Source organism: Streptomyces sp. BK340 (genome assembly GCF_007827595.1).
Lineage (GTDB): Bacteria > Actinomycetota > Actinomycetes > Streptomycetales > Streptomycetaceae > Streptomyces.
Window position 1 is genome coordinate 1 of record NZ_VISR01000033.1, and the last position, 14,000, is coordinate 14,000.

The 14,000-nt window shown below is 70.7% G+C and carries 10 protein-coding genes; 7 read left to right on the top strand and 3 right to left on the bottom strand.

Annotated features, from left to right (window positions below; genetic code table 11):
* Positions 1–289: 289 nt before the first annotated feature.
* Both FB157_RS39545 and FB157_RS39550 read left to right on the top strand, forming a co-directional pair.
* Positions 290–1,981 (top strand): acetolactate synthase large subunit, encoded by a 1,692-nt coding sequence (locus FB157_RS39545; RefSeq protein ID WP_145885573.1) that lies wholly within the window; start codon positions 290–292, stop codon positions 1,979–1,981.
* A gap of 330 nt (positions 1,982–2,311) precedes the next feature.
* Positions 2,312–3,544: a S8 family peptidase gene (locus tag FB157_RS39550; protein ID WP_145885574.1), complete on the top strand. Its 1,233-nt coding sequence runs from the start codon at positions 2,312–2,314 to the stop codon at positions 3,542–3,544.
* Between the two features lie 114 nt (positions 3,545–3,658).
* On the opposite strand, the gene FB157_RS39555 is transcribed toward FB157_RS39550, so the two are convergent.
* Together FB157_RS39555 and FB157_RS39560 are read right to left on the bottom strand one after the other, a co-directional pair.
* Positions 3,659–5,677, bottom strand: coding sequence for a discoidin domain-containing protein (locus FB157_RS39555; protein ID WP_145885720.1), 2,019 nt, complete (start codon positions 5,675–5,677; stop codon positions 3,659–3,661).
* 277 nt (positions 5,678–5,954) lie between these two features.
* Entirely contained in the window at positions 5,955–7,229 is a 1,275-nt protein-coding gene (locus FB157_RS39560; RefSeq protein ID WP_145885575.1) for a PP2C family protein-serine/threonine phosphatase, read from the bottom strand.
* A 180-nt stretch (positions 7,230–7,409) separates the two neighbouring features.
* Between FB157_RS39560 and FB157_RS39565 the strand changes: the two genes are divergently transcribed.
* On the top strand, positions 7,410–9,566 hold the full coding sequence (locus FB157_RS39565; RefSeq protein WP_145885576.1) for an FUSC family protein: 2,157 nt from the start codon (positions 7,410–7,412) through the stop codon (positions 9,564–9,566).
* A 96-nt stretch (positions 9,567–9,662) separates the two neighbouring features.
* Here FB157_RS39565 and FB157_RS39570 read toward each other — a convergent pair whose 3' ends face one another.
* Positions 9,663–10,448, bottom strand: coding sequence for a trans-aconitate 2-methyltransferase (locus FB157_RS39570; RefSeq protein ID WP_145885577.1), 786 nt, complete (start codon positions 10,446–10,448; stop codon positions 9,663–9,665).
* Positions 10,449–10,665: 217 nt separating this feature from the next.
* On the opposite strand from FB157_RS39570, the gene FB157_RS39575 reads away from it, so the two are divergent.
* The 4 genes from FB157_RS39575 (at position 10,666) to FB157_RS39590 (ending at position 13,957) form a co-directional block, all read left to right on the top strand.
* Positions 10,666–11,649, top strand: coding sequence for a nitronate monooxygenase family protein (locus FB157_RS39575; protein ID WP_145885578.1), 984 nt, complete (start codon positions 10,666–10,668; stop codon positions 11,647–11,649).
* Between the two features lie 184 nt (positions 11,650–11,833).
* Complete coding sequence (msrA, locus tag FB157_RS39580; RefSeq protein WP_145885579.1) at positions 11,834–12,355, top strand: peptide-methionine (S)-S-oxide reductase MsrA; 522 nt, start codon at positions 11,834–11,836, stop codon at positions 12,353–12,355.
* Between the two features lie 48 nt (positions 12,356–12,403).
* Complete coding sequence (locus tag FB157_RS39585; RefSeq protein WP_145885580.1) at positions 12,404–13,099, top strand: hypothetical protein; 696 nt, start codon at positions 12,404–12,406, stop codon at positions 13,097–13,099.
* Between the two features lie 105 nt (positions 13,100–13,204).
* Positions 13,205–13,957, top strand: a complete 753-nt coding sequence (locus FB157_RS39590; protein WP_261386823.1) for an HD domain-containing protein — start codon at positions 13,205–13,207, stop codon at positions 13,955–13,957.
* The last annotated feature ends 43 nt before the right edge of the window (positions 13,958–14,000 follow it).

The following is a 14,000-nucleotide window of genomic DNA, read 5'->3' on the forward strand; positions in this document are numbered from 1 at the left end:
TGGGTGTTGCTGACCTCCGGCGAGCGCTTGAGGGTGCAGTTGATCACCATGGCCCGCAGGTCGTCGTAGCGGGCCGGCGGTGTGTCGGCGGCGGGTGAGGAAACGGTCACACGGTCCTCCCAGAGGTCTGTCGCCGCCCTGTGCAGGGCGAAGCGTTCACTTCGCACAGCCTGCGGGCCGCCCGCGGCGGCTGCCACCACAAGGCCTCCGAACCGGCCCGGTGTTCCACACCCCCCCGCTCGGCGGCCGACGGGTGGCCGGGGCCGGCGGGCATGCCTACGTTCGTCGCATGGGCAACGAGGGCAGGGCCGAGCCGCAGAACGCGGTGGCAGCGGAGGACGTCGCGCACCTTCTGGTGCGCTGCCTGCGGGCCGAGGGAGTGGAGTACGTCTTCGGGATTCCGGGTGAGGAGAACATCCGCTTCGTCGACGCTCTGAACGACTCTGGGATCCGTTATGTCCTGGTTCGCCACGAGCAGGCCGCCTCGTTCATGGCGGAGATCTACGGGCGGCTGACCGGGCGGGCAGGGGTGTGTTCGGCCACGCTGGGGCCCGGCGCGATCAATCTACTGCTCGGCACCGCGGACGCCATGACCAACAGCTCGCCGATGGTGGCCCTGGCCGCCCAGGGCTCGCTGCGCCGCATCCACAAGGAGTCGCACCAGGTCATCGACCTGGTGTCGATGTTCGCTCCCGTCACCCAGTGGTCAGCCCGCATCGAGTGTCCGGACGCGGTGCCGGAGATGACGCGCAAGGCGTTCAAGACAGCACAGGGGGAGCGGCCCGGCGCCGTTTTCCTTGCGGTACCGGAGGACATCGAGGCGGAGCGTACCGCCGGACCTCTCGAGCCCCTGCAGATCGACGCCGTTCGTGCCGATGCGCCGTCGCCCTCCCAGATCGCACGGGCCGCCGAGGTGCTCGCGGCCGCACGGCGCCCGGTCGTGCTGGCGGGTCATGGTGCCGCGAGAGCCGGGAGCTCGGCAGCCCTGGTGCGGTTCGCCGAGCGGCTGAACATCCCGGTCGCGACCACGTTCCACGGCAAGGGGGTCTTCCCCGACGACCATCCAAACGCCCTCGGCGCGGTCGGCTTCATGCGCCACGACTACGGCAACTTCGGCTTCGACGCGGCCGATGTGCTGATCTGCGTGGGCTACGAGATCCAGGAGTTCGATCCCGTCAAGATCAACCCGAACGGCGACAAGCGGATCTTGCACATTCACCGCTTCCCCGCCGAGGTGGATGCCCACTACCCGGTCACCGTGGGCGTCGTGAGTGACCCTTCTCAGGCTCTGGACGCACTCGCGGCAGCGCTGCCCGAGGGACTCACCTACGACTCGGGAAGCAGCGAGAAGATCCGCACACTGCTCGACGAAGAACTGCAGTACGGACGCGACAACGACGCGTTCCCCCTGGTGCCGCAGCGCGTCGTGAGCGATGTGCGCGCCGCGTTGGACCGGCACGACATCGTGCTCGCCGATACCGGCGCCGGAAAGATGTGGATGTCCCGCCTCTACCCCACCTTCGAGCCGGACACCTGCCTGGTCTCGAACGGCCTGTCCACGATGGGGTTCGCCCTGCCTGGTGCCATCGCCGCCAAGCTGGCCCGGCCGGACCGGCGCGTCCTGGCGATGATGGGCGACGGCTCGTTCCTGATGAACTCCCAGGAACTGGAGACGGCCGCCCGTGAGCGCGTCCCCCTGGTCGTCCTGGTCCTGGTGGACGAGGAATACGGCCTCATCACCTGGAAGATGGAACTTGAACTGGGCCGCCACAGCCACACCCGCTTCACCAACCCCGATCTGGTCGCCTACGCCGAGAGCTTCGGGGCACGCGGCCATCGGATCGAGGCTGCCGACCAGCTCCTGCCTGTGCTGCGCAGGGCTCTCGACGACGACGGGGTCACCGTGATCGCCTGCCCCGTGGACTACTCCGAGAACCTTCGCCTGACCGACAGACTGGGCAGTCTCCACGGCCCGTTCTGACCTCACGGGCTCAGAACACCATGTGCGGTGTTCTGAGCCGCGCGTTTTGCACAGGCCGGGGCGATGGCGGGCACCCATCGCTCCGGCCGGCCCGCGTGAACGGCCGGTGAAGAGATCGACACCGATAATTCTTGGCCGATCCTTGGTGATTCAACCAGCGTAAAGCGCTGCACGTTTGCATTCGGGTTGCTCCCAACCTGCGTAAGCCCTGTGAAGATCGGCCGCCGGAGGGCCTCGGGGCTGCGACCAGGGGATTGATCTGATCGCGTCAAGTCGGCACGCTCGCAGGGCGCGAGCGGAACTCTGCCGCGTGAACGCAAATCCCCCCACATGCAAACGAGGAGACCCCTCTTGACGGCGCATCACAAACGCATAGGCAAGGCCAGGACCGTCACCGCGATCGCGGCCGTTGCGACAGTCGTGGGCACGGCTCTGTACGTCTCGCCCGCCGCCCAGGCCGGACAGCCCGCGGAAGGCAAGGTCTACGGCCTGCACGCCGAAGGAGCCGTGGCCGGCAGCTTCGTCGTCCTTCTGGACCAGAAGGCCTCCGCTGCCGAGAAGAAGGACCTGGCCGCGGAGTACGGCGGCAAGATCAGCCGCACCTTCGGCTCGGCGGTGAACGGTTTCTCCGCCGGCAGCCTCACCGAGACGGAGGCCAGGCGCCTCGCCGCCGACCCCGCGGTCGCCACGGTGGTGCAGAACAAGAAGTTCCACATCGACGCCACCCAGGACAACCCGCCGTCCTGGGGCCTGGACCGCATCGATCAGACGGACACGGCCGGCGACCACAAGTACACCTACCCGGACAAGGCCGGGGAGGGGGTGACCGCGTACGTCATCGACACGGGTGTGCGCATCAGCCACAAGGACTTCGGCGGACGCGCGAGTTACGGGTTCGACGCCGTCGACAACGACAACACCGCCGACGACGGCAACGGGCACGGCACCCACGTGGCCGGAACCATCGCCGGAACCGCCCACGGTGTCGCCAAGAAGGCCAAGATCGTCGCGGTCAGAGTCCTCGACAACAACGGCTCCGGCACCACCGAGCAGGTCGTGGCCGGCATCGACTGGGTGACCAAGAACCACCAGGGGCCCTCGGTGGCCAACATGAGCCTCGGCGGAGGCGCCGACCCCGCCCTCGACGAGGCCGTCAAGAAGGCCATCGCCTCGGGCGTCACGTTCGCCGTCGCCGCCGGCAACGAGTCGGCGGACGCCGGGCAGGGTTCACCGGCGCGGGTCCCCGAGGCCATCACGGTCGCTTCCAGCACGAAGGACGACGCCCAGTCGGACTTCTCCAACTTCGGCAAGACCGTGGACCTGTACGCGCCGGGCTCGGACATCACCTCCGACTGGAACGACAGCGACGAGGGGACCAAGACGATCTCCGGCACCTCCATGGCCACCCCGCACGTCACCGGAGCCGCCGCCGTCTATTTGGCCGGACACCCGGACGCCACGCCCGCCCAGGTCTCCTCCGCACTGGTCGGCGCGGCGACCAGTGACAAGATCACCAACCCGAGCAGCGGAACGCCCAACAAGCTGCTGAAGGTGACCGAGTAGGAACTGCGGTGCCGCGTCCTCGTGGACGACACGAGGACGCGGCCGCCCGACGGTGCCACCGGCTCGTACGGCGGCGGCACCGCCGGGCGCCGGTCTCACTCGCCCGAGCCGTCGTCAGCCGCTGTGCACGCCGACCTCGTAGAGCGAGTACCCCCACTTGGTCCCACGTTCCGTGCCCACGATGCGGACGTAGCGGGCCGGCGTTCCGGTGAAGCGTGCGGTGTCGAGGCCGCCGTCACCGGTGGTGGTCGACCAGGCGGTCTTCCAGTTCACGCCGTCCGTCGAGAGCTCGATGCGGTACGACTTCCCGTACGCGCGCTCCCAGTCGAGCGTGACCCGCCCGACCAGGTGGGTCGAGCCCAGATCGATCCGCAGCCACTGGTCGTCGCTCCAGTCGCTGGCCCAGCGGGTGTCCCGGGTGCCGTCCACGGTGCGGCTCGACGCATAGCTGACGAACGGGTTCCACTCGGTCGAACTGGCCGTGGTCGAGGCTCCGCTCGCGAGGTTGACTCCCGCCTGGTGCTGCTCGGTCGCGCCCCAGGTGCGGAGGTAGGACTCGGCGCCCCGGAAGAGGTCGTTCACCACGTCCTGACCGCCGACGAGCCTGATGTCCTCGATCCAGTCCGGGACCAGGCCGTAGTGCGCGGCACCGTCGGTGTTCAGGTCCCAGGTGCGCTGACCGGTGGTCTGCCGGTCGATGAGGGAGCCGCCGTCGACGCTGCGGAAGGGGTACGTGACCTTGTTGGGCGCGTCGGCGCCCCGCGGTCCGGGCCAGCCGCCGACACCGTTCATGTCGGTGCCGTAGCCGTAGCCGACGCCGTACTTGTCCCGCAGTGCCTTGGTGCGGTTCGCCTCGGCCACGAATCCCTCGGAGCCGTGCATGTACTGGGCGATGAAGCCGCCGAGGCCGTAGACCCGGTCGGTCCAGTTCAGGTCCATCCAGCTGTGCGAGGAGATCACGCCGGGGTAGGACTCGGACTCGAAGATGTCGAGCGCACGACCGACGGCCTTGACGCTCATGTGGTCGATCTCCAGCATCATCTTGCGCTTCATCATGCCGCGTACGGCGTACTCACCGAGGTCGGTGAGCCCGCGGGTGTTGCACTGCGCGTCGGAGGAGTACGAGGGAACGCTCACGCCCGCCGGGAGTTTCGCCTCGGCCTCGGGCGCCGCGGCCGAGCCGATGGGGTTGTCGTGCTGCGGCCCCGTGCACTTCTCCGTCTTCCAGAAGGTGCCGGTCGACAGGAACTGCCCTACGTTGATGGCCGTTCCGAGCCCGCCCGAGTCGAAGCGGACTCCGCACAGCGCGTTGTCGAACTTGTGGCACAGGAACATGCTGCGCACGCCCAGCGAGTACAGCTCGTCCAGGCCGGCGTCGATGTCCTTCTTGTCGCACTGCGGGACGTCCAGGATCTGCTTGCAGCCGAAGGGCTCGGAGGTCTCCACGCCCAGGATGACCGCCAACTTGCCCTGCTCGATGACGTCACGGGCCTGCGCGCTGTCGGTGACGATCCGGAACCAGCCCCTGCCCGGACCGCCGTACATCTTGTCGATGTACGCCTGCAGGTCGTACGTCATCTTCGCCTGCAGCCGGATCGACGTCATCTCGTCGCAGCTGCGGTCCTTGAAGAAGTAGACCGAGCAGATCACGCCGTTGGTGACGAGGTCGTTGACCAGCACCCGCTGGCCGCCGCGCCAGGCCCGTTCCACCCACGCGTAGTAGTTCTGCTGGTGGGTCAGCGAGTCGTGGGCGGGCCAGTCCTTGAACGTGGGCCAGCCGACCGGGTCGTGTCTGCCGTCACCGCCCTTGGTGATGAAGTCGAAGACGGCCAGCGAGCCGTCGGGGTAGTGCTCGGGGCAGTCCTTCAGCGCGTCGGCGATCCCGGCCTCGGAGAACGTCTTGCCGCAGATCAGGCGCCCGCCGAAGCCCTCGTTGGCGAACAGGTGGTCGTGGGCGTCGACGAAGCCGCGCACCTCGCCCTTGGCGTTGGTGCCGGTGAAGGGCTCACCGGTGACGTTGATCTGGGAGTCCGGCGAGGGCCGTGCCGTCGGGACCCACCACTCGTTCCCGGCCGCCGAACTGGGGGTGGGGCCGAGGAGGACGGCCAGTACGAGGAGGAGCAGGGACGCCATGGTGATGTTCTTGCGTCCGTAGTACCGGCGTCTGGATATGGCCACGGCCCACGTCCCTCGGTAGGCGGGATGCGCGGTCGACGGACGAGGACGCCCGGGGTCCGGAGACCCTTGCGCACACCGATTGTCATGTCCTTTGTAAAGTGCCGCCCAAGAGGATCGCCAGCGCCGCCTGTGGAGTCAATACTCAACTACTGATGAGTATTGTTCGGCTTTCAATGGCCGGCCGATGCGGAACCGACCGCGTTGGGACTGCGGCCCCGGGACGGAGCGGGGTTCAGAGTCCGACTATGACCAGAGCGATGTCGTCGCGAGCACCATGACTGACGCCGAGACGCCCGAGCAGGGTGTCGGCCAGACGCTCGGGGCCGAGCCCCAGGCACTGGGCCAGGGAGTCGGTCAGGCGCTGCAGCCCGACGTCGATATCTTCGTCGCGACGTTCGATGAGGCCGTCGGTGTAGAGGACGAGAACGTCGCCGGGGTGATAGGCGGTACCGGCCTGGGGGCGCGGGACATGCTCCGGCCGGGCCCCGAGAGGCGGATCCGTCGCACGGTTCAGCAGTTCGCAGGTGCCGTCACGGTGCATCAGCACGGGAGGCGGATGGCCCGCGCTGGAGTAGACGATCAAATGGGAGCGCGAGTCCACCAGGGCTGTCACAGCGGTGGCCGCCAGGGCACCGTCCACGGAGCGGGCGTACAGACCCAGGATCTCCAGCGCCTGAGCGGGACCGGCGACGGCCCGGCTCGCCGCGGACAGCGCGCTGCGCAGCATCCCCATCACGGTGGCGGCCTCCAGGCCGTGGCCGACCACGTCGCCCACGGCGACGGCGAAACGCCCGTCGGACAGATCGGCGGTGTCGTACCAGTCGCCGCACACGTTGAGTGAGCCGATGGCCGGCAGGTAGCGCACCGCCACGTTGGAGTGCCGGGCCAGGTCCGGGGAATGCAGCATGGCCTCCTGCAGCGTGATCGCCACCTGGCGCTCGCGCGCGTGCGCCCGCCGCAGTTCCCCGTTCAGACGCTCCAGCTCCTTGGCCCGGGCGTACAACTCGGCCTCCATGCCCTCCTCCCGTTGACTCGGAGCCGCTGTGTTGTCCCGCTGCCGCTGCCGACGGGCACGGACGAAGGCGCTCACGTCCTCGACGCGGTGAATGATCCAGCAGACCCGTCCGTTCCGCCCGATGACCGGGGTGTTGACCGGGGACCACCAGCGTTCCTCGAAGCCCCCCGGTTCCCCGGGGACGGCGATGTCGTACCGCTGAACGGCCATCGTGTCCGGATCCCCGGTGGCCAACACCCGCTCCAGCGACGCGGAGAGATTACGGACCCCATTGGCCTGCGGGTCGGCGGGGTTGTCGGGAAAGGCATCGAAGATGTACTGCCCGAGCAGGTCCTGACTGGTGCGGCTGGTCGCCCGGCAGTAGGCCTGATTGACGCCGACGATCATCAGAGCGGGGCTGAGCACCAGATATGGGCTGGGGGTGGCGGCGAACAGCGCGGCATAGTCGACCTGATCCACGGCCGGCTGCCCGCTGACGGCAGTGACGCCCATTTCTCCAATGTACGAGGCCACCGCCGCTGCCGCCGCCCCTCGGGCGACCGCGGGTCCGTAACGCACCGGCGGCCGTCAGCGGGTGCGAAGACCGGCCGCCGGCCGGGCCCCGCGATTCCGGCATGATCCGCCGGACCGGCCCTGGGTGCCGGGCGTCGCGTGGTGCGTGATGCTGTAGGGATGTGTGGTGTGTCAGCCGGTCGTATCCCGGCGGCCTACGCCGCCTCGGGCCGCCGTGCGCTGCGTGTGACCGTGGTCGCCGCGGCCGGTTTCTACCTCTTCCGGTACGGCCTGGACAGCCCGGTCGCAGCCACTTACGCCCTCTTCGGCACCGTGGCGCTGGGCGGACTCTCCAAGATCCCCGGTACCGGGCGCCAGCGAGCCGTCGTGGTGCTCCATGTGCTGCCGGTGTGCTGGCTGCTGGTGGTGATCGGCACCTATCTCTCGGTACGGACCTGGAGCGCCGTCACCGGCATGTTCGTGATCGGCTTCGCGCTGGCCTTCTCCGCCGTGGGTGGACCGCGCCCGGCGGGAGCGGCGCCCGGCCTGCAACTCCTGTACATCCTGCCGTCCTTCCCACCCTACGATCCCGGCTCGCTCGGCGAGCGGCTGATCGGAACGACGACAGGGCTGGCCCTGTTCATCGCCGCCGAGGCGCTGATCCTCCCCGGGCCCGCTCCGCCGTCCTACCAGGAGCGGGCGGCCCGGGCGGCGCACACCGCCGCCCGCTGCGCGACCCTCCTCGCGGCTCCTCCCCATGCCCTGACCGGCGCGGACGTCCGAGCCGGTCACGAGGCCGGCCATGCACTGCGGTCCCTGACCGTCCCGGAAGCGGAGCGCCCGGCCGGACCGGGCAGACGCGACCGCGCCCTCAGCCACACCGGCCTGGCCACCCGCACCCTGCTCAACCGGCTGACGCAACCGCCCGCGACGCCGGGCGACCCTCCGGGCCCTGCCGTGACCGCCGTGCTCCAGGCGGTGGCGCGGCTGGCCACGGCGACCGAGAGCTGCCTGGCAGCGGGCACGTCGCCCGTGGCGTCGTACCAGGAGCTGGTCACCGCCCGCGCGCACCTGGCGGCCTTGTCCGCGGCTCCCGGCGCCACCGACGGGACCGGTCCCGCGGTGGACTTCCCGCCCGCCGAACTGCGCTGGCACGCCGCCGTGCTGGAGATCGCCGACGCCGCCCTGGCCATGGCCACGGCGGCCGATCTCGCCGTACGAGGCAGGCATACCTCGGTGGAGGTGGCGCCTGAGCGCTTCTGGTACGCCAGGGCCCGGGCCCCGTCCCTGTGGTGGCACCGGATCCGAGGCCACGCCGAGCGACGGTCGGTGTTCTTCCAGAACGCGGTGCGCATCGCCATGGCTCTGACGGCGGCCCGGCTGGTGGCCGGGGTGGACACGCTGCCCCACGGGTTCTGGGCCATGCTGGCGACGCTCACCCTCACCCGGACCACCATGGACGAGACCTGGAGCACCATCCGCCGGGCACTCGCCGGCACGCTGGCCGGCGCCCTGGTGACCGCCGGGACGCTGATCCTGGTGGGGGCCGACACCGCCGTGTACGCGATCGTCCTGCCCCTGTGGATGCTGGTCGCCTTCACGGTCGGACCGGTCAAGGGCGTCGGTTGGGCGCAGGGGATGTTCACCGTGCTCGTGGCCCTCGTCTTCGCCCAGCTGGCCGCGCCGACGTGGCAGCTGGCGGAGGTCCGGATGCTGGATGTGCTGGTGGGCAGCGCCATCGGCGCGGTCTTCGGTCTGCTGGCCTGGCCCCGTGGTGCCCACGACGAGCTGCGTCGTGCGGTGGCCGGGCTGCTGCGCAGGGCAGCCGAGATCGTGGTGGCGACCAGCGCCTCGGTGGCCGGAGGCGGGGCGGCGGCCGCACCGCCCGCGGCGACCGGCCACCGGTCGCTCCAGCACGCGGTCATCCTCGCGGAGTCCGCGTACGCACAGTTCCAGAGCGAGCCGACACCCTTCGGGGGACGGCGGCGGGTGGCATTGCCCGAAGTGGACTGGCAGGCCACGCTGATGGCCGGTCACCACACCCTGTGGGGCTCGGAGCGGCTCCTGGAACCGCCGCTCACGGGCCTTGGGCCGGCGGCTGCCGAGTCCGCCGGCGGGCTGGGCGACCGGGTGGCCGGACGGATGCTGCTCGTCTCGGCGGCGCTGGACCCCGGCGGTGACACCCCGACCGCGTCGGTGCCGTCGCTGGACCCGACGCAGGCCGGATCCGCCGCGGAGCCGCCCGGTGCGCCGCGGCTGTACTACGCCACCGTGTCGTGGCTGGGCTCGCTGATGACGGATCTGTCGCGTATCGCACGCGGTGGGCCGGGCCCGTAGTACGGCGAGGACGTCACCGCTGTCGGCAGCTGACGGCAGAGCCGGGGCGGGAAGCACGCGGGCTGCGCTGCGAGCGGCGACAACGGCGTGCCCCGATCAGCCGCGTCGCCCCCAGGCCAGCACCATGCCGGGTCCGAGCTCGGCGAGTCGGGGTGAGGCCAGATAGTCGAGTGCCTCATCGATGACGGAGGCGTCCACCCGGCCGGTCTCTTCCAGGGCGGGTCGCATCCGGTTCCACGTCTCGGACCAGAAGCGAGCCAGCGGGCTGCCCGCGACCAGTGGCGGGCAGACCAGCTCCGCGGCGACGTTCCGGAGTCCTTCCTCCCTGAGGAAGTGCGGATATGCCGGGACGGAGGATGTGTCGGTGCCGATCGTCGTTCTCAGCGCCTGCCACATGGCGTCCATGACCCGCCGGTAGGCAGACGCGACGTCCAGGGCGTCCGGCACCTCCAGGGCGTCGCCGAGCACCAGCCAGCCTCCCGGGTTCAGCCACTGCGCGAGCCGTGCGACGAGCCGGCGGCGCTCGGGCAGGTGCATGAGGACGAACCTGGCATGGATCAGGTCGAAGCTGCCGAGCCGCAGGCTCTCGTCCGTGAGGTCGGCTGTGACCACGCGCAGCCGAGGCTCCGCGAGCGCGGACAGGCCCGCGGTGTCCCGGTCGAGGGCGACCACCTCTGCCGCACCTGCCTCCTCCAGCAGCCAGCGCGCCACCGTCCCGGTCCCGGCTCCCACTTCCAGACAGCGGCTTCCCGGCCCTGTGCCCAGCGCCCGCAGGCGGCGCGTGGTGACGGGGTCGTAGACCAGCGCGCCGGCGTCGATCCGCTCGGCTTCCTCGGGGTGTCCGGGTTCGAACAGGTCCTCTCCGTAGCGGCCGTCGGTCATGACCGGACCTCACTCTCGCGGCACGGTCCTGCTGCAGTTCTCGACGCCATGGGAACTCCCTGATGACCTGCTGGTCCGCTGCAGCCACGGTGACAGCTGCCGGGCGCAACCGGTCCTGGACGAGGACCGGTTGGCGGGTCCGTGGACCCCATCGAATGAACGGCCCTTGAGCCGGTTTCGCTGCGACCCGCGCGGCGGGTGGGTGAGGATTGCCGTCATGGGACTGGCGACGGCGTTCACGGATCTGTTCGGTGTGGAGCATCCGATTGCCCTGGCCCCGATGGGCGGGTCGGCCGGTGGCGCCCTGACCGCGGCGGTCTCCCGCGGCGGCGGGCTCGGCCTGCTGGGCAGCGGGAACGGGGACCGGGAATGGCTGGCCCGCGAGCTGCCCGTCCTGGTCGCCGAGAGCGCCGGGAAACCCTGGGGCATCGGCTTCCAGGCGTGGGCGGTCGACGACGGCGTGGTGGCGCGGGCGCTGGAGCACGAGCCCGCGGCGGTGATGTTGTCCTTCGGTGACCCCAGTGCGTTCGCGGAGCGCGTCCGTGGCGCGGGCACACCGCTGATCCTCCAGGTCACCGACCTCGAAGAGGCCCGCAGGGCGGTGGATCTGGGCGCCGACGTGATCGTGGCGCAGGGCACCGAAGCGGGCGGGCACGGAGCCCGGCGCAGGCGGTCCACCCTGCCGTTCGTGCCCGTCGTGGTCGACCTGGCGGCACCGGTGCCGGTGCTGGCGGCCGGCGGGATCGCGGACGGCCGCGGCGTCGCGGCCGCCCTGGCGCTGGGGGCTGCCGGGGCACTGCTCGGCACCCGTTTCCAAGCCACGGCCGAGGCCCTCGTCGCTCCCGCGACGGCCAAGGCGCTCGTCGAGGCGCACGGGGAGGACACCGAGCGGAACAGGGTGCTGGACATCGCCCGCGGCTCGCGGTGGCCGGACCGGTACACCGCGCGCACCCTCTGCCATCCCTTCCTCGACGAATGGCGGGGCCGGGAGGACGCGCTCGCGGCTGCCCCGCAAGCCCGGCAGGCGTACCGGGACGCCGTGGCAGCAGGGGAGATCCCCGCGCTGCCGCAGTGGGCCGGCGAGGCCGTCGGCCTCATCAACGATCTGCCGTCCGCGGCCGATCTGGTCGCCACCCTGGCCGTCGAGGCCGAGGAGGCGCTGGCCCGGGCCGGCAGACGCCGACCCGGATCGCGAGGATGACCGCAGGACAGCAGCGATCACCGCCGGACTGCCGTCGCCCCATCGGTCGTGCCCCCAGCCGGCCGCTGTCGCAGAACCGGCACTCGATCAAGGTTTCGATGAACGAGCCAGTAAGCTGGACGAACGTGAGAACCGGCACGTCAACGAGCGTGCCGGACCGCGGCTCGACACGAGGGAGCGACCGATGACAGTGGGAACCGAGCGAGCCGTACTGGCGGGCGGTTGTTTCTGGGGCATGCAGGACCTGGTGCGCAAGCAGCCGGGCGTGAAGTCCACCCGCGTCGGATACAGCGGAGGTGACACGCCGAACGCCACGTACCGTAACCACGGCGACCACGCCGAGGCGATCGAGATCATCTTCGATCCCACGGCCACCAGCTACCGCGACATCCTGGAGTTCTTCTTCCAGATCCACGATCCGACCACGAGGGACCGCCAGGGCAACGACATCGGGCGCAGCTACCGGTCCGCCATCTACTACACCGACGAGGAACAGCACCGCGTCGCCGTGGACACGATCGCGGACGTCGAGGCGAGCGGGCTGTGGCCGGGCAAGGTGGTCACGGAGGTCGAGCCCGTGGGCGACTTCTGGGAGGCCGAGCCGGAGCACCAGGACTACCTGGAGCGCTACCCGAACGGCTACACCTGCCACTTCCCGCGACCGAACTGGAAGCTGCCGCGCCGCTCCTCGTCCACGACGAGCTGAGGCGCACACCGCGCCGAGCCTCCGGGGGGCGCGGGCCGGGGAGGGGACTTGGGGTTCGGCAGACAGAAGGCACAGGAGCCGCCGGTGGAGCCGGTCGCGTGGGCCGGCGTCCAGAAGTTCGTCGTCTCCGCTGTCGAGCGTCCGGAAACGGTCGCGCGGAAGCGAGCCGTGTGGGGCAGGAAGGCCGTACGCGTGGCCCGGGGCTCCAAGGACTGGCGGGTCCTGGCCCCTTGCGCCTATCTGGGGTCCGCCGAGGTTCATCCGCCCGGTCTGCCGTCCCGCCCCGAGCAGACCCTGTTCGAGGATCCGGGCGCGCGGCACCTGCTGTGCTACGTGGAGCCGGCCGTGGAAGCAGGCGGAGAGCGGCGGCACGTCGTGCGCGACGGTGCGGGACAGGCCGTCGGCACCCTTGTGCGCGTACCGCCGAAGCGCCGTCCCTTCAAGCACTCCTGGCGCGTCGAACAGCCCGGCCGCCCGGAGATCGTGGGCCGCAGCGAGTGGGCGGGCGGGGATGCCAAGGAGATCACCGGGCGTCTGGTCGGGAAGCTCATCGGGGGAGTCCTGGACGCGGTCGGGGACCTGGGAGCCGACGGCGGTGATCAGCGTTCCAGGGCACGGGCGCTGGAGTGGCGGGCCGAGGACAGGATCGTCATGGTCTCGGAGGGCAGCGAGCAGGTGACCGTGCGGGCGGGCTGGGTCGACCGCCGTCTCGCGTTCGCGTTCGCGCTCGTCGGCGACGACTGAGACACGACACGTCAGGCTGACGTCGTCGGCACCCACGCACGTTCACCGGGTGCCGCGGAAGCGGAGTCCAGCCTGCCGTACGCCCTGCTGCGGCAGGGTCGCCCCATGACGTACGACCCCATACCGACCGTGGACGCGCTCATGGCCCTGCTGGCCGACTGCGCGGACGTCTGGGACACCCCGGACCGTTCCGGTGACCCCGTGGACATCCTCGACCACGGCCGCCAGGTCGCCGCCGTGCTGGCCGAGCGACACCCGGAAGACGAGGAACTCCAGGTGGCCGGGCTGGTCCACGACATCGGCCACCACCTCGTGCCCGGCGACGAAGCGGGACACGGCGCGCACGCCGCGACGGCGGTGGAGGGCCTGCTGGGACCCCGAGTCGCCCGGCTCGTCGCGCTGCACATCCCGGCCAAGCGCTATCTCGCCGCCGCCGACCCGCACCTTGCACCCCGGCCCGGCTACGAGACCGAGGAGGACGTCCTCGGCGAGGCCCGTCAGCTGATGGCACAGACCGGCGGTTCCGTCACGCTCACCACCGAGCCGATCGAGGCGGTCGGCGCCGCGCAGGCCGTCTACGCCGAAGTGTGGGTCCCCATGGACAGACACCGCGAACGTGCCGAACGGACCGCACAGCTGGCCGCCTACCGGGTCGACGACACCTCGCTCTCCCATGCGCCCCGCGATGCCGTGGCCATGCACTGCCTGCCCGCCGTCCTCGGGCACGAGATCGCCTCGGAGGTGCTCGCCGGCCCCCGGTCCCTGGTCCGGCGCCAGGCGGCCAACCGGCTTCCCACGGCCCAGGCGGTGCTGCACACCCTCGTCGGCACCGCCCGCCGGCGCAGGCGTACCACCTGACAGAGCAGGTCCACCGGGCTCCTGACGAGTGGAGGGGCTGCTC